This is a genomic window from Flavobacterium piscis (assembly GCF_031457575.1).
GTDB lineage: Bacteria > Bacteroidota > Bacteroidia > Flavobacteriales > Flavobacteriaceae > Flavobacterium > Flavobacterium piscis_A.
On the sequence record NZ_JAVDWQ010000011.1, the window covers coordinates 92058 to 108123 of the forward strand.

The 16066-nt window shown below is 35.2% G+C and carries 16 protein-coding genes; 3 read left to right on the forward strand and 13 right to left on the reverse strand.

Translation table 11 applies throughout. The features are described 5' to 3' along the window. Window positions 1–131: 131 nt before the first annotated feature. The 9 genes from J2W48_RS15760 to J2W48_RS15800 all read right to left on the reverse strand — a co-directional run bounded on the left by J2W48_RS15760 (window position 132) and on the right by J2W48_RS15800 (window position 9627). Window positions 132–1118, reverse strand: a complete 987-nt coding sequence (locus tag J2W48_RS15760; RefSeq protein WP_310282603.1) for a virulence RhuM family protein — start codon at window positions 1116–1118, stop codon at window positions 132–134. 103 nt (window positions 1119–1221) lie between these two features. Further along, the gene (gene trhO / locus J2W48_RS15765) at window positions 1222–2610 is read right to left on the reverse strand and encodes an oxygen-dependent tRNA uridine(34) hydroxylase TrhO (RefSeq protein ID WP_310282604.1); all 1389 of its coding nucleotides are present in this window, start codon (window positions 2608–2610) and stop codon (window positions 1222–1224) included. A gap of 218 nt (window positions 2611–2828) precedes the next feature. Continuing rightward, window positions 2829–3239 (reverse strand): BrxA/BrxB family bacilliredoxin, encoded by a 411-nt coding sequence (locus tag J2W48_RS15770; protein ID WP_310282605.1) that lies wholly within the window; start codon window positions 3237–3239, stop codon window positions 2829–2831. 166 nt (window positions 3240–3405) lie between these two features. After that, the gene (locus tag J2W48_RS15775) at window positions 3406–4203 is read right to left on the reverse strand and encodes a tetratricopeptide repeat protein (protein WP_310282606.1); all 798 of its coding nucleotides are present in this window, start codon (window positions 4201–4203) and stop codon (window positions 3406–3408) included. Window positions 4204–4230: 27 nt separating this feature from the next. After that, a complete protein-coding gene (locus J2W48_RS15780) occupies window positions 4231–5391 on the reverse strand; it encodes a lycopene cyclase family protein (RefSeq protein ID WP_310282674.1) in 1161 nt (386 codons plus the stop codon). 18 nt (window positions 5392–5409) lie between these two features. Beyond that, window positions 5410–5874, reverse strand: a complete 465-nt coding sequence (locus J2W48_RS15785; protein ID WP_310282607.1) for a thioredoxin family protein — start codon at window positions 5872–5874, stop codon at window positions 5410–5412. Window positions 5875–5983: 109 nt separating this feature from the next. Further along, window positions 5984–8245, reverse strand: a complete 2262-nt coding sequence (locus J2W48_RS15790) for a TonB-dependent receptor (RefSeq protein WP_310282608.1) — start codon at window positions 8243–8245, stop codon at window positions 5984–5986. 103 nt (window positions 8246–8348) lie between these two features. Beyond that, window positions 8349–9263 (reverse strand): NAD(P)/FAD-dependent oxidoreductase, encoded by a 915-nt coding sequence (locus tag J2W48_RS15795; protein WP_310282609.1) that lies wholly within the window; start codon window positions 9261–9263, stop codon window positions 8349–8351. Window positions 9264–9273: 10 nt separating this feature from the next. Next, window positions 9274–9627 carry a MerC domain-containing protein gene (locus J2W48_RS15800; protein WP_310282610.1) on the reverse strand — a complete coding sequence of 118 codons (354 nt, stop codon included), beginning with the start codon at window positions 9625–9627 and terminating at the stop codon, window positions 9274–9276. Between the two features lie 94 nt (window positions 9628–9721). Here J2W48_RS15800 and J2W48_RS15805 point away from each other — a divergent pair, with 94 nt between their 5' ends. From J2W48_RS15805 to J2W48_RS15815, 3 genes are all read left to right on the forward strand, one after another. Continuing rightward, window positions 9722–10114 (forward strand): Fur family transcriptional regulator, encoded by a 393-nt coding sequence (locus J2W48_RS15805; protein WP_310282611.1) that lies wholly within the window; start codon window positions 9722–9724, stop codon window positions 10112–10114. A 74-nt stretch (window positions 10115–10188) separates the two neighbouring features. Beyond that, the gene (locus J2W48_RS15810; protein ID WP_310282612.1) at window positions 10189–12063 is read left to right on the forward strand and encodes an Nramp family divalent metal transporter; all 1875 of its coding nucleotides are present in this window, start codon (window positions 10189–10191) and stop codon (window positions 12061–12063) included. An 83-nt stretch (window positions 12064–12146) separates the two neighbouring features. Beyond that, window positions 12147–12803: a metal-dependent transcriptional regulator gene (locus tag J2W48_RS15815; RefSeq protein WP_310282613.1), complete on the forward strand. Its 657-nt coding sequence runs from the start codon at window positions 12147–12149 to the stop codon at window positions 12801–12803. Here J2W48_RS15815 and J2W48_RS15820 read toward each other — a convergent pair. The 4 genes from J2W48_RS15820 to J2W48_RS15835 all read right to left on the reverse strand — a co-directional run bounded on the left by J2W48_RS15820 (window position 12800) and on the right by J2W48_RS15835 (window position 16022). After that, the gene (locus tag J2W48_RS15820; protein WP_310282614.1) at window positions 12800–13282 is read right to left on the reverse strand and encodes a DinB family protein; all 483 of its coding nucleotides are present in this window, start codon (window positions 13280–13282) and stop codon (window positions 12800–12802) included. The genes J2W48_RS15815 and J2W48_RS15820 overlap by 4 nt on opposite strands. A gap of 11 nt (window positions 13283–13293) precedes the next feature. Continuing rightward, window positions 13294–13692, reverse strand: a complete 399-nt coding sequence (locus J2W48_RS15825; protein ID WP_310282615.1) for a hypothetical protein — start codon at window positions 13690–13692, stop codon at window positions 13294–13296. Window positions 13693–13813: 121 nt separating this feature from the next. Then, the gene (locus J2W48_RS15830) at window positions 13814–14596 is read right to left on the reverse strand and encodes an enoyl-CoA hydratase/isomerase family protein (RefSeq protein ID WP_310282616.1); all 783 of its coding nucleotides are present in this window, start codon (window positions 14594–14596) and stop codon (window positions 13814–13816) included. A gap of 10 nt (window positions 14597–14606) precedes the next feature. Continuing rightward, a complete protein-coding gene (locus J2W48_RS15835) occupies window positions 14607–16022 on the reverse strand; it encodes an ATP-binding protein (RefSeq protein WP_310282675.1) in 1416 nt (471 codons plus the stop codon). Between the last annotated feature and the right edge of the window lie 44 nt (window positions 16023–16066).

Sequence of the window (16066 nt, forward strand, 5' to 3'; positions counted from 1 at the left end):
CCCCGGCACAAAAGGATTCACTGCAATCGGGGCTAAAAGGAAATTTTGCTTTTTTACGAACATTCCAAAATAATAACTTACGATTTAACAATAACCAACGGTTCAATAATTGGTTTTGGATTTAAAATCTTTTATTTTAGTTTTTTTATTTCCTTATCAAAGTCAGAAATTATTTTTTGGGTTTTATTGAAGTCTTCATAAGCTGCAATTGCTTTTTTGTCTGCACGTAGTTTTGTCATTTTTCCTTTTCCTTCCATTATTTTATAATCATTAAAAGACAAAAATTTATTCACGCTTGCTGCCAATTGTGCCATCGTAAAAGTATTCTGCCGCTCTATTAACCCTTCGATGTAATCAAAATATCCTGTTACGGTACGCTCCAATTGTTTAATTTCCTTTTCCTGTAAATAATTTTTGGCAACAATCACATCCGATTTCAGGACTCTCCCGTTTGGACCGTTTTTCCAGGTAGTCAATCCCATATTTTCTTTTTTGGCATCAGCCGTTTTGAAAATGATTTCGGCAGCCGTTTTTCCAGTAATCGCAAAATGAAATTTATTCTGAACTATGGCATAGAAATTTTTAGTGATATCGGCATTGCTGTCATAATCAATACTGCATTCTGCAAAAATATCAGTTACTTGCTGGTAAATTCTTCTTTCACTCGCCCGGATTGAACGAACTCTTTGCAGTAATTCTTTGAAATAATCCTTACCAAAAATAGCCTGACCTTGTTTTAAGCGATTGTCATCTAAAACAAAACCCTTTATGATATATTCTCTCAAAGTTTGTGTAGCCCAAATGCGAAATTGTGTGGCTTTAGTGGAGTTTACCCTATAGCCAACCGAAATTATAGCGTCGAGACTATAATGTTTTACTTTATAATTTTTACCGTCTGATGCAGTTGTCGAGAAAACCTCGGTAACTGAATTTTCTTCTAATTCATTACTTTCAAAAATATTTTTTAAGTGTAATGAAACATTGTCAGTAGTGCAGTTGAACAATAATGCCATTGCTTTTTGTGAAAGCCATACTGATTCATTTTGCAACAAGACATCAACGCGTATTTCTCCGCTTGGTGCTGTGTATAATACAAATTTTTTTAAATCTCCATCCATAACTTCTACGTGGGTATTTTAACAAATGTAGCTATTGTATACTAAAAAAACCTATTCTGTTGGGAACAAAATAGGTTTTTTAAACTGACTTTTTAGAATAAATTTACCCAAAAACTTTATATATTTTATCTGATAATCTGATTCTGAAAGGAACCTCAAAAGTAACTTTATCACCAATTTTAGCTTTTTCGGTTTCAACTCCGTTGACAATCAGTTTTTCTAAAGTCAATTCCTGATTACCAGTTGTTGGTCCTGAGATTAGGATTTTATCGCCACTGTTTAATTCCTGGTTTTCCATAGTAAATTGTCCAACCTGTGCTTTTACATAATAATGCTCTGCTTTTCCAAGCAATACTTTTTTTACTTTTACTTTTTGACGGATATCGGCTGGTTTAGCTCCGCTCCTTTCGGCTCCGACTTGTGTATTTGCTGTAGCCAAAGCTGTATCTGCTAGTTCTCCTGAGTGTTTGAATTTTAAATTTTCCGATTTTCCTTTTCTGAATACTTTATTTCCCACTTGTTTTCCGGTTCTCAATCTTACCTGATCTACTAAAGGCAAATGTATAATGTCGAGACATTCAACAGAACAGCAGTTTTCCATTGCAGCTTTACATTCATCACATTGAATAAACAACAAATGGCAGCCATCATTTTCACAATTAGTATGATTGTCGCAAGGTTTTCCGCATTGGTGGCATTGCGAAATAATATCATCTGTGATTCTTTCGCCAAGACGATTATCGAACACAAAGTTTTTTCCGATGAACTTGCTTTCTAAACCTTCTTCTTCAATTTGTTTGGCGTAATTGATGATTCCGCCCTCTAATTGAAAAACATTTTTAAAACCCTTATGTTTGAAATAAGCACTGGCTTTTTCGCAACGAATTCCGCCCGTGCAATACATCACCAGGTTTTTATCTTCTTTATGATTTTGAAGCTGCTCGTTGATGATTGGCAAACTCTCTCTGAATGTCTCAACATCCGGAGTAATGGCGTTTTTAAAATGTCCCACTTCACTTTCGTAATGATTTCTAAAATCTACTACTATTGTATTTGGATCATCCAGAATTTCGTTGAATTCCCTGGCTTTCAGGTGTACACCGATATCGGTTACATCAAAAGTTTCGTCGTTTAAACCGTCGGCAACAATTTTGTCACGCACTTTGATGGTTAATTTTAAAAAGGAATGGTCATCATGCTCCACCGCTTCATTCAAACGGATGCCTTTCATGAAATCGTAAACCTCAAGAGTTGCTCTAAAACCTTCGAGATTTTCTTCCGGAATACTCATTTGAGCGTTTATTCCTTCGTTGGCTACGTAAATTCGGCCTAAAGCATCGAGCTTATTCCAGGCTACAAATAAATCATCGCGAAATTTTTTGGGATCTTGAATTTTGGCATACGCATAGAAAGACAACGTTAGTCGTTGTTTACCGGCATCATCGATCATGATGGCTCTTTCTTCTGCGCTCAAAGTGTTGTACAGTTGCATGCTATAAACAGTTTTAAGTTTAGAAAATATTGTTTTGAAAGTGCGAAGTTAAGGAAAAAGGTGCAAAGTTGCAAAGGCTTTGATGAGGTTCAAAGGTACAGAGTCACAAAGGTTCAAAGGTTTTAAAAGGTGTTTACTAAAAAGCAAAAAGCACTATGTAAAATAGTGCTTTAAATCTTTGTTCCTCTGTACCTTTTTGAGTCTTTGTCCCTCAAAAATTAACAAAATTCGTTGAACGCGTCCTGCAAATTCTCAGCGATTAATTCAGCCGGGCGGCCTTCGATGTGGTGACGCTCTAACATGTGAACCAATTCTCCGTTTTTGAACAAAGCCATAGATGGCGATGATGGAGGAAAAGGAAACATGTGTTGTCTTGCAGCATCAACCGCTTCTTTATCAACACCTGCAAAAACTGTAATTAGGTGATCTGGTTTTTTAGCACCTTCTAAACTCATCTTTGCTCCCGGGCGTGCATTTCTAGCAGCACAACCGCAAACAGAATTTACAACTACTAAAGTGGTGCCTTCGGACTTAATAGCGTTATCTACGGCGTCAGCACTATGTAAATCTTGAAAACCTGCAGATGTTAATTCAGCCTGCATTGGTTTTACCATTTCTTCTGGATACATATTTTTATTTTTTAAATTTACTTTTGATTCTGCAAAGTTACAAAGTTTAGTTGCAACTAGTTAATTTGAAGTATAAAGTTTTGTTATAGTTGGATTGAGAAAGTCGAAAGTTTGAAAACCATAATGTCGAAAGCCAAAACCAAGAGGTAAAATCGATCCTTAATTATTATTTGCTAAACTTGATTTGATACGGATACGTCTCGTAAACGGTATTATCTTCATTAATTGTATATCCCTTGGCAGCATCTTCTCTTGCAATACCCACCAAAGCGACAACTTCTTCCCGTGATTTTCCTTGTTTGAGCCAACAAATTGCTTTATAATACTTTACATCTGAAAATTCAGGATAGACTCTCAACGCTTTATCAAAAATGGCAATTGCTTCATCCCATTTTTTCAATTCATACTTGGCAATTCCCTGATAAAAATAGGCTGTAGCATGTTCTAATTGTTGTCTGTTTTTATAAATATCATTAACATAATCATCAAAAAGCTTTTCTGCTTTTTCATATTCATTTAGCTGCAGATAACAAATTCCTTTGTAGAAATTGAAGGAATGATCCATAACGTAACTATCTCCATATAATTTTATGGCTTCGTCAAAGTCTACAATAGCCTCTTTGTAGGCACGGGTAAAAATGCATTTTATAAATGCGCGATATGACAACCAACGCTCTTTTTTGTAGTAGACAGCTTTATCCAAATACTGCATTCCCACTTCATATTTTTTGCATTTGAAATATGGCATTGATTTTTGCTGCCATAAATAAGCAACGGTGCTGTCTTTTTTCAGTCCCGTGTCAAGACAATCTTGCCATTCGGTCATTTCAAAAGTATAATTATATTTTTCAGCACAGTTTATCAGAAATTCTTCTATTATTGCATCGTGTACTTTATTTGTTGAGACTTGTCCAAATGATAAAAGGGTAAAAAAGATAGTAATTCCTAAAGTAATATTTTTCAAAGGTTACTTTTTTTGGTTAAATTTATTTTAAAGAAAGATTACTCTAAATAAAGACTTTATAAACGGAATTTTTGGGCACTTTAAAATAACTTTAACATCTTCAATCAAATTCGTTTCCTCATCCAAAAATTTAAAAATTAATGCAGAATCTCCTTTTTTGAATAAGGAAGAAAAAATAGCACTTCCCAATTCATTATGGCGATGCAGAATATCCAAAAGCAATAAATCGTAAAACCAAAATTTACTTTTTTTATGAAAGGAAGACATTTTTGTGTTTTCATTTTGAAGAAAGGCAACCAATTTCGATGATTTTTTATCTGAATTTTTAAAAGTATATCCCGTACTTGCTTTCGTCCAGCCGCCTGCAGTGCCAATATTGAGAACTCTTTTTGTGTTTTTTTTCCAAAATGGATAACAGGTCATTGGGATACTTCCCTGTTCCTTTTCTGTAATTTCAAATTGATCCGCTCCTAAATTCTTAAGATAAATTTGAATCTCATTTTCATATTCTTCTTTCAGAAGAAGGTTTTCTGAAAACAACGTATATTCTACTAAAGCTTTGGTTTTGGAAGTCGGTAAAACATACATAAACCTTGTATTTCCTCTTTGTTCTATCGAAAAATCCATGAATGTGGCTTGTTCAGGATTGAAGATTTCATTATTACTTTTTACAAACCAGCCCACAAAATGCTGCTGCAAAACCGGATATTTAGTTTGGCTTAAAACCAAAGCCTTAGTATAAATGCTGTTGAATAAATAAGTACACGTATATCTTCCAGCTTCCGTACCAACAAAAACATGAGTTTCGAGTTCGTTGATATCGGTTACTTTTTCGTTTAGAAAAGTAATGTTTGACTGTTTTGAAAGTGTCTCAAAAACAAAATTGTAGAAATCTATTCCCCGAATTTGATTGTAGCGATACGGTTTCAAATATAAATCTCTTCGGAAATTTTCATTGGCAAATAATGCCGAATCCCATTTTTTTGAGATAACCGAATCCCATATTGTTTGATTTTTATCCCAAAAACACCAGGTTCTGTCATTAGTTTTCTTCGCATCTTCATCTAATAACAAAATGGTTTTGTCTGTGAACTTTCCAGACAAAACCATTTTGTAAACGGTCATCAAGGCAGACAAACCTGTCCCTGTAAAAATGTAATCGAAGTGTTGGATTTGCGAAGAATTCATTCTCAAAAATAAGAAATTTTATTCTTTCAATTTTTCTAAAAGCAGTTTAAAATCTTTTGCATTAAGAGAATTGTTATGTTGAAGAATAATTTCGTTTCTGTCATTCAAAACGCATAAAACCGGATAAACAATTTGATTATTGATTGTTCCGAGCTGTAAAGCCAATTCATGAACGCCAACATTATTTCCCGATGGTTTGTATTTAAATGTCTGATTATTAAAGGTGATATCTCGTCTCTCCTCGGCATTCAATTCAATAAAATAGAAATCGGAATTCAGTTTTTCGATAATTTCCTGATTTTTGAAGGTCGTGCTTTTCATTCTCTGGCAAAACTGACACCAATCGGTATGGATGAAAACGATTATTTTTCGCTTTTGAATTTGCTGTAAACTATCAATTGCTTCAAAGGTTCTGTTTTTAAGCTGGCAGAATCCAGTTGAGGTAATTCCAAAAAAGAAGATAATTATGGCTAGCTTTTTCATTTGTTAGTTTTTTTATCCGATTGTCACCCTGAGCGGAGTTGAAGGCTAGTGAATTAAAGCGGCTTCGACTCTGCTCAGCCTGACAAATATCAACCAGGTATCTAAACATTTATCTAAAATTATATCGCAATCCAAAAAATCCTCGAATGGTCTGATTTTGCCCGTAAACATAAGTCGTATCAAAAGTTAAACCATACGGATTATCCGGTGTCGCCAATACTTTTCCAGCCGAATCATATTGCACATTTTTATCAAAAGGATCATTGGCCCTTGAAATCAAAAACGGATTATTTTGCTTTGGCGTAAAGTTCAACAAATTTTTAACGCCTCCGTATATTTCAAAATCTTTCCAGCCCGAATACGTAAACTGAATATTCTGAATACTGTACCAGGGCGACTTCGGACTTCTTGGGTCTAAATCGCTCAGTAAAGGTAAGTTCATCGGACTATAAAGATTCCCCGTATAATCCAGTAATAAATTTAGAGGTTCTACTTTATACGAAATGCTCCAGGTCCCGGTAAAATTCTCGGTTAAAAATGGTCTTTCCGAAATTCCGTTTTCTACATTTTTATTATCTAAAACTGTAGCGCCCAAAATGAATTTTAATCCGTTTGTAAAGTTCAGATCAACATTCGTGCTGATTCCCTGGCTAATGGCATAACCATTGATGTTATCATAAATAATTTTATTGGGATCTGTTTCATAATCTGAAATGATTTTATTACTGAATCGGGTATAAAAAGCCGTAGTTTCAATCCCGATAAAAGTTCCGTTTGTAAAGTTTATTTTCTGAATATAATTCAGATTCACGTTGACTGATTGTTCCGGTTTCAAATCATTCTCAATCACAACATCCCGCGAGCCTGTAAGTGCCGCGTGATCTTCGGTAAATAAATTCACTACCCTAAATCCAGTTCCGGCGTTTAATCTAAAAATTGCATTATCATTCGCCTTGAAGCGATACGCCAGTCTCGGAGTAAAAATAGACCCATGAATCGAGTTGTAATCATATCGTGCTCCTAATAAAACCTGACTTTTTGGTGAGAATGTAATTTCATCCTGAACAAAAATTCCCGGCAGCCAGGTACTTTCGGCCTGGTTTGTTGCGGGCGTATTGTCATCATAATACGTATATCGATTGGCGATTCCGGCAAGTAAATCATTTCTGCCGGTCTTTTTATCCCAGGTCAATTGCAAAAAACCAATTTTTTGGTTCGCGATATAGGATGTCGTTCCGTAACGGCTGTCCTGATAGTGTACATTTCCAGAGAAGGAAAGCATCAGTTTTTCTTCAAAAGGTAATTGATAACTCCCAATTAACTCTCCTCTTTTAGTATAAATACTTTCACCGTAAATTTCGTCACCTCCACGATATTTTTTCTCCCAACGCACATCTCCACCCCAGCGATCTTCATACATTCCGCGTGCTGCAATGGTAAACAAACGATTATTATTTCGCTGAAAACTCCATTTATTGAAAACCGAAACCCTTTCAGAAAGCGTGACATCGGTAAAATTATCCTTGTCTTTGTCTATTGTCTGATCGTAATTGAAGTAATTAACGCCTAAAATCGAAGTCGCTTTTTTCCCGGCATTAAACTTCATTCCCAAATCGAGATTGCTTTCAAAATAAGTAGTTGTAAAATAATCCGCAGAAAAAACCGGAGCATTAGTTGGGTTTTTGGTAATAATATTGATTAAACCACCAACGGCTTCACTTCCATAAAGAGACGAAGCCGGTCCTTTTACAATTTCGATTCGTTCGACCAAAGAATTCGGAATTCCGGACAAACCGTAAACTGTTGAAAGACTGCTAACAATTGGCATTCCGTCAATTAATACCAAAGTATACGGCCCTTCTAAACCGTTTATATGAATATCTCCTGTATTGCACACACCGCAATTGAGCTGTGGCCGAACGCCGTTTATGTTTTGTAACGCTTCATATATGCTTGGAGTTGGATTCTTTTTGAAGAAAACCGGAGAATAAACCTCAACCGGAACAGCACTCTCTAAACGTTTCACGGCTTTTAAAGTTCCTGAAACCACGACTTCATTAAGCTGATTTTTGTTATCCTCTAACTCAAAATCAAGGTTTACAACCTGACCTTTTACAATTGAAAACCTTTGGGTCACTGGTTTGAATCCAGTCGAAGTCACTTGGATTCTGCCACTTTCAATTTCAACATTTTCAAAAACAAAATAACCTAAACTATCTGTAACTGTTTTTTGGCTTGTCCCTAGTAATTGCACATTTACGGCTCGCAATTTTCTTCCTTCACCAGATACAAAACCAGATATTTTATTGATTTCCTGAGCAAAAGAACATTGTAAATTAAATAATATCAATATCCAAATTGAGTTTTTCATTATTATAAAATTAAATTTAGACAAAACTAAAAATTAAATTTGATAAATAACGATTCTAAAGCAAAAATCTTTAAAATTGATTTATTCACTGTAATTTAAAAGATTAATTATTAAAAAAATATTCCTCAATAAGCCCTCTGTTCATTGATGCACCAGCGAAAGAACCTGTAGAAACTGCAATTGCCACAGATCGCATTTGGGTTGTACAATCGCCGCTGGCATAAACTCCGGCAATATTGGTCTTTTGCATGAAATCAACAGTTATCAGGCCTTGTTCATTTACCTCGCATCCCAAATTTTCAGGTAAAGGGCAATGCTGTTCAAACGGCGGTCTTGTATAAATGGCTTTCACCTCAATTTTTTTCTGATTTTTAAAGATTATCTGTTCAATGTCCCCGTTTTTATGTTCAAAAGATTCTATTTCTGCTTCTAAAATTTCAACATCGTGTTTCTTTAATGTTTCGGTTTGTTCCAAAGTCAAGGTCGATTCTCCGTTGGTGCATAATCTCAAATCTTTTGTCCAGTTCGAAATCAATTTGGCATATTCAAAACCCATTTCACCATTGGCAATAATTGCAGTCTTTTTATTTTTGACTTCATATCCATGACAATACGGACAATGTAGGATAGAAATTCCCCAACAATCCGCAAAACCTTTAATTTCCGGAAGTAAATCTTTTACGCCTGTTGCGAACAGGAGTTTCCCTGAGGTGAAAACCTCCCCGGATTTTGTTGTTATTTCAAATCCTTCCTCATTTCTTATAGCTTTTGTGGCAAGTCCATTATAAAAATGAACTGTTTTATAAAGTTCTACCTGTAATTTGGCTTTCGCCGAAATAACACCGGGCCTCTCACCATCTTGTGTTATAAAATTATGTGAATGCGGTGTTTGCCTGTTGCAAGGCAAGCCACTGTCAATGATCAAAACCTGACGCAACGAACGGCCTAAACTCATTGCAGCTGATAATCCGCTATAACTTCCACCGATTATTATTACTTCAAAATTCTTTTGTTTCATAATTATATGTTTAATGATTTTGTTTTTTATGTACTAAATAATTCAATAAATGCCCTATTATCATTCCAATTCCACCTAAATAAATCAGATTCAGATGAAATTCTAAAATGAGTTCACTCAATATACTAATCCAAATCAATCCAATTGAAACAACCAGAATAACAGACACTAAAAGTGAAGATTTTTTCATAATTTTGACAATTGCAAATAAACCAATTGTAGCAAAAAGTAAATCGATAACCGGATTGTGACTTAATCCTAAAGGCAGGATCGTTAAGAGTGGAAAAATCAAACAATGCACCAGACAAATCGTTGCACTTGAAATGCCTAAAATATCGTAAAAGGATGTGGATGTTTTCTTCATTTATTGTAAATTTACTTAATGCAATTATGTTGCAAATATACGTTTTTTATTCAATTGCAACAATGTTGCAATAATTTTTTTAATATTATAAATAATGAAAACAACACGCAATACTACAGCAAAAACAGCCGTTTTAGAGGTTTTTGAGAAATCAAAAACGGCGCTTTCGCATACCGAAATTCAAAAAAAGCTGAACGACGTATGCGATCGCGTTACGATTTACAGAATCTTAGATCGTCTGGTTAATGATGATATAATACATAAAATTTCGAATCTTGACGGAACAGTAAAATATGCAAAATGCAATCATTCCCATCAACGTGTACACATACATAACCATGCTCATTTCAGTTGTGAAAACTGCAATGAAATTACGTGTCTCGAAAATGTTAAGCCTAGTTATATTATGCCACACAACTATAAAGTGAAGGAGATAAACTTTACATTGTCAGGATTGTGTCCCAATTGTTTAAATACCAATATTTAATATTTAGACTTGCCTAAAAAAATTGTTATACAAATACTATTTTTATATATATTTGTTCAAACAACATTTTTATAATGACGAGATCTTTAGATGAGGTAAACCAATCGGTTGCTACAGAACATAAAAAAACAGGATTCAGAAAAATATTAGCCTTTTTGGGTCCGGCTTATCTTGTAAGTGTCGGCTATATGGATCCTGGCAACTGGGCAACAGATATCGCTGGTGGAAGTCAGTTTGGATATTCATTGCTTTGGGTTTTGCTAATGAGTAACTTAATGGCTTTGTTGCTTCAAAGTTTAAGCGCCCGGCTCGGAATCGTCACCCAACGTGATTTGGCTCAGGCATCAAGAGAAACCTATTCAAAATTTATTAATTACATTTTATACTTTTTAGCCGAAATTGCGATAGCAGCATGTGATCTCGCTGAAGTTTTGGGAATGGCAATCGGTATTAATCTGCTTTTTGATATTCCACTGATCGAAGGTGTTTTAATCACCGTTTTAGATACTTTTTTACTTTTGTTCCTAATCAATAAAGGAATCCGAAAAATGGAAGCTTTTATTATTGTTTTGGTTGCGATTATTGGTTTCTCTTTTATTTTTGAAATGATCTTTGCAGAACCGGAGCTTGATAAGGTACTTTACGGGCTAATTCCTTCAATGCCAAATTCTGCAGCTTTATATATTGCTATCGGAATTATTGGCGCAACAGTGATGCCACACAACTTATATTTACATTCTTCATTGGTACAAACCCGTAAATTCGACAGAACTCCAACTGGTATTAAACAAGCCTTGAAATATAATTTTATAGATTCTACAATAGCATTAAACCTTGCCTTTTTTGTAAATGCGGCCATTTTAATTCTGGCTGCAGCCACGTTTTATAAAAACGGGATGTTTGAAGTCGCCGAGATTCAGGATGCACATCAGTTTTTAGAGCCTCTATTGGGAACCAAATGGGCCCCTATTTTATTTGCCGTAGCCTTAATTGCAGCAGGACAAAGTTCTACTATAACAGGAACATTAGCGGGTCAGATTGTAATGGAAGGATATCTTAATTTACGTATTCAGCCTTGGGTCCGACGCATTATAACACGCCTGATTGCTATTGTTCCGGCGGTTATTGTAATTTTAATTTATGGCGAAAGCGTAACCGGAAAGCTTTTGATCCTAAGTCAGGTTATTTTGAGTTTACAATTGGGGTTTGCGATTATTCCACTAATTCATTTTGTGAGTGATAAAACCAAAATGAAAGGTTTTCATATTTCAAAAACAACTCAAATTGCCGCCTGGATTATTGCTTTAATCATTGTTTCATTAAATGCGAAGCTGGTTTATGATGAAATCACATCATGGCTGGAAAATTCCAATAACCCAATGCTTCTATGGTTTACAGTTGTTCCGCTAGCTTTTGGATTTTTGGGTTTGTTGCTTTACATTGTAATAAAACCTTTTATCGCAAGAGCAAAATCGATCGAAAATCATTCACCTCATCATTTAAAATTAGAGTATACTCCAAAGCAAAGTTACAGTAAGAAAAACATAGCGATTTCTGTCGATTTTTCAAAAGCCGATGAAGCTGCACTTAATAATGCCTTCGAATTAGGCGGAATCGATGCGCAATACACCTTAATTCATGTAGTTGAAACCGTTGGTGCCTTAATATACGGAGGCCATGTTGACGATCATGAAACCACTATAGACGAAAAATTATTATTGGATTATAAAGAGATGCTTTCGCAGAAAGGCTTCAGAATAGAAACAGAACTTGGTTTTGGAAAACCCAACAGCGTGATTCCAAAGATTATTAACAAGGGAAATTTTGACATTCTGGTAATGGGAACCCATGGCCATACAGGTTTAAAAGATATTTTATTTGGTACAACCGTTGATAAATTGAGACATAAAATTTCGATACCTTTGTTGATTGTTAAAAAACAGGTGTAAAGGACCAGAGGCACAAAGGTGCAGAGGTTTAAAAATTATGAACCTCTGTACCTTTGCAACTTTGAACCTCAAAAATAAAAAAAATGACTTTTTCAGAAGAAAACTACCTTAAAGCAATATACCACCTTACGGCTTCATTAGAAACTGAAGTGAGCACGAATGCCATTGCCGAAATGATGGAAACCAAAGCTTCATCTGTTACGGATATGCTTAAAAAGCTATCGGAAAAAGATTTGGTGCATTATAAAAAATACCAGGGAGTTTCATTGACAGAAAACGGAAAGCTATCCGCAAAAATGATTGTTAGAAAACACCGCTTATGGGAAGTTTTTTTAGTGGAAAAACTAAATTTCAGCTGGGATGAGGTTCACGATATTGCGGAACAGCTTGAACACATCAAATCTGAGCAACTGATCAATCGTCTGGATGATTTTCTTGGAAATCCGACGGAAGATCCGCATGGAGATCCCATTCCGGATGAGAATGGGCGCATTATCAAGATCGAAAAGCATTTGCTTTCTGAATTATCAGAAAATCAAATCGGTATTTGTGTGGGCGTTAAAGATACTTCTTCTGAGTTTCTGAAATATCTGGACAAACAGGAAATTGCATTAGGATCACGAATCGAATTTTCATCAAAGGAAACTTTCGATTTATCGGTACGAATAAAGATTGATGGCAGAGAATTGTCTATTTCAAATAAAATCGCCTCAAATTTGTTTGTGAAGCTGACTAACTAATATTTTTTACTTGTTTGAGAAAACCATTTTCCTGCAAGATCTGCATTTTGTCTTAATAATAAATTTAACTGTCCAATATGATGCTGAACGTGCCTCATATTGTATATAATCATCTCGATCCTGTTGTAATCTTTCTTTTTGGTGACAAACCTTTCCTGAGCAGTTTTTTCGTTTAAGCCATCAATTAATAAAAAGATTTTTTTACGTGAAAATTCCAGATATTCAAGTAATTCTTTTTTATTGTAAATCCTTTCAGGCAAAATTCCTTCAGGGTCAAATTCTGACAAAGTAAAAGGTTGAGGAGGTGAAAACGTATCAGGATTCTGAGAAGAGTAATAGTCCAACCAGAATATTGTATGATAAGCAGAATACCAAATTTTATCCCAACAGGTTTCAGGACAAACTACTATAGAATCTTCCAGCATATCAATTGTTGCTCCAAATTGCTTCCATAATAACTCTTTAAAAACTCCATCCATATTTTCTTAAATTAAACAACCCCCTTCTCTATCATTTCGAGCATGACCGGCGAAGCATTTTTAAAGGTTGCGGGTTGTTCTATAATACTTCCTGCGTTTTTCTTGTTGACTTTAAAAGTCACATCATTATCTGTTGTAAATAACAAAGCCGTCAAAAACGGATTTTTGATGTAAGTTCCCAAAACCAACAAAGCTTCGTCTAAAGTGTGAATACTTTCGATTTCTTCGGTTTTGTACCGGGTTGTTAACGAGATTGAAAACGTGTTGTCCTCATTCAGAACCAATCTGAAATAGATGTTTTTGATTTCGGTGTCGCCAATGGTTTTGGCTAAAGTAAGTTTGGCAAATGTGCCGCTTTGAATGCTTTCTTTCACGCGTTCGCAAAAAAGGGCAAATATAGGTTGGTACATACTAATTATGTTGAATGATTTTACCGCAAAGTTGCACAAAGATTTCGCAAAGTTACACAAAGCTGTAAAAATCTTTCTTTGTGAATCTCCGTGAAATCTTGTTGTCACTTTGTGGAATAACTTATTTTCCTGTAAATTCAGCTTTTCTTTTCTCTAAGAATGCAGTTGTACCTTCTTTAAAATCCTGAGTTCCGAAGCATTTTCCGAAAGATTTTATTTCGGTTTCAAAACCATCTTTTCCATCTTTATAGTTTGCATTGACAGCTTTGATCGCTTTATTGATCGCAAACGGAGCATTTTTTATGATTTTATGAGCAATTCCATTCGTAAATGATAAAAGTTCCGCCTGAGGAACTACATAATTAACTAAACCATATTGTTTGGCCTCCTCCGCAGAAATCATCCCGGCGGTCATGATCATTTCCATGGCCCGGCCTTTACCCACTAATTGTGGTAAGCGCTGTGTTCCTCCATACCCAGGAATCAATCCTAAGCTTACTTCCGGCAATCCCATTTTGGCATTATCCGAAGCAATTCTAAAATGACACGCCATTGCTAATTCTAATCCGCCGCCTAATGCAAAACCATTAATAGCTGCTATGACTGGTTTCTTTAAATTTTCAATAAAATCAAATAACGATTCCTGGCCTTCGGCTGCCAATTGGGCACCTTCAACAATGGTATAATTGGCAAATTCTGAAATATCGGCTCCGGCCACAAAAGCTTTTTCGCCACTTCCTGTTAAAATAATAACGCGAACATCATCATTTTTGCCTAGTAATTTGATTGCTTTACTCAAATCGCTGATTGTTGCTTTGTTTAAAGCGTTTAATTTCGCAGGTCGATTAATGGTTACTGTTGCCATTTTTTCTTCAATAGAAATTAAAAGATTTTTGTAGTTCATAACGCTTATTTTAAGAGTTGGTGATAGGTAGGGAAACCCTGAATGTAGTTCCTTTTCCGTAAGTTGAATCAAAGGTAATTGTTCCTTTGTAATTTTCGATGATGTTTTTTATAATTCCGAGCCCCAATCCCATTCCGCTGGTTTTAGTGGTAAATTTTGGCTCAAAAACACGTCCGCTGTCTTGCTTCTGGATTCCAATTCCGTTGTCTTTTACATCAATTTCGACATGATTATTGATGCGTTTTACAGTCACTAAAATTGATTTGTGAAACTGGCTTTCCGGAATCGCCTGTGTTGCATTTTTAACCAGATTGGTAATAACACGGATTAGTTGGGTACGGTCCATTTTTGAGATGATTTCCTTTTCCTGACTTTCAAAAACAATATAATCTTCATTAAAAATATCCAAAGCCAACTCCACAACCTCAACAACATTTAAGGTTTCATTTTGTTGAGCCGGCATCGAAGCAAAATTAGAAAATGCCGAAGCCACTGCTGTCATCGTATCAATCTGCTGAATTAATGTTTCCGAGTAATCATTCATTTTCTGCTTCACATCAGGATCATTAGGATTAAATTTTCGCTGGAAACTCTGAACGGTCAATCTCATCGGCGTAAGCGGATTTTTTATCTCGTGTGCTACTTGTTTTGCCATTTCCCGCCACGCTTCTTCACGTTCGCTTTGGGCTAATTTTATAGCACTGCTTTCGAGTTTGTCTACCATTCCGTTATACGCTTTTATCAGGAAGTTGACTTCTTTACTGTTCGCTTCTAATACAATTTTCTCGTTTTTCTGATCTAAATTGGTTTCTTCCAGTTTATCCGAAATTGTTTTTAATGATTTTGTAATGTAAGTCGAAAGGAAATAGGCTAGTGCAAAAGCCACAATCAGCATAAAAGAATATACCTGGCTCAGTCGAATTAAAAAAGTATTAAGCTCATTATCATAATAACCATCGTCTTCCAGATAGGGAAGGTTTAATATGCCCAATGGTTTAAATTTTTCGTCTTTAATTAAACTATATGAGGATCTGTTTTTTACACCATCGATAGTTTTAATGTCTACAAAACGTTTTTCGATAGAAGAACGCACTAATTTCAGAATATATTCGGGAATCGGCGGAGCAACTTTATCAACAGCAAAAGATTCTTTGGATGATTTTAACAATTTTCCGTTAAGGCTGAAAATATTAATTTCTATTTTGTGAATTTGGGCTAATTCGTGGATTTTATCTTTAAAAATCAAATCCAAATTAGCCGTTTTTAAAGGATAAGTAGTCGTTGCCAGAACATAGTTGATATGTTCTTTTACAGCATTTTCTTTTCGTTCCAGACGTTCCTGATGATATTCTTTGGCTTCGTTTTTAAACTGAATAATAGAAATAGAAGCTAATAAAAAAGATGCCACAACAATCAATACAATCATCGACAGGAAAATCCTGATACGGAGTGAAAGCATTGACATTTTGA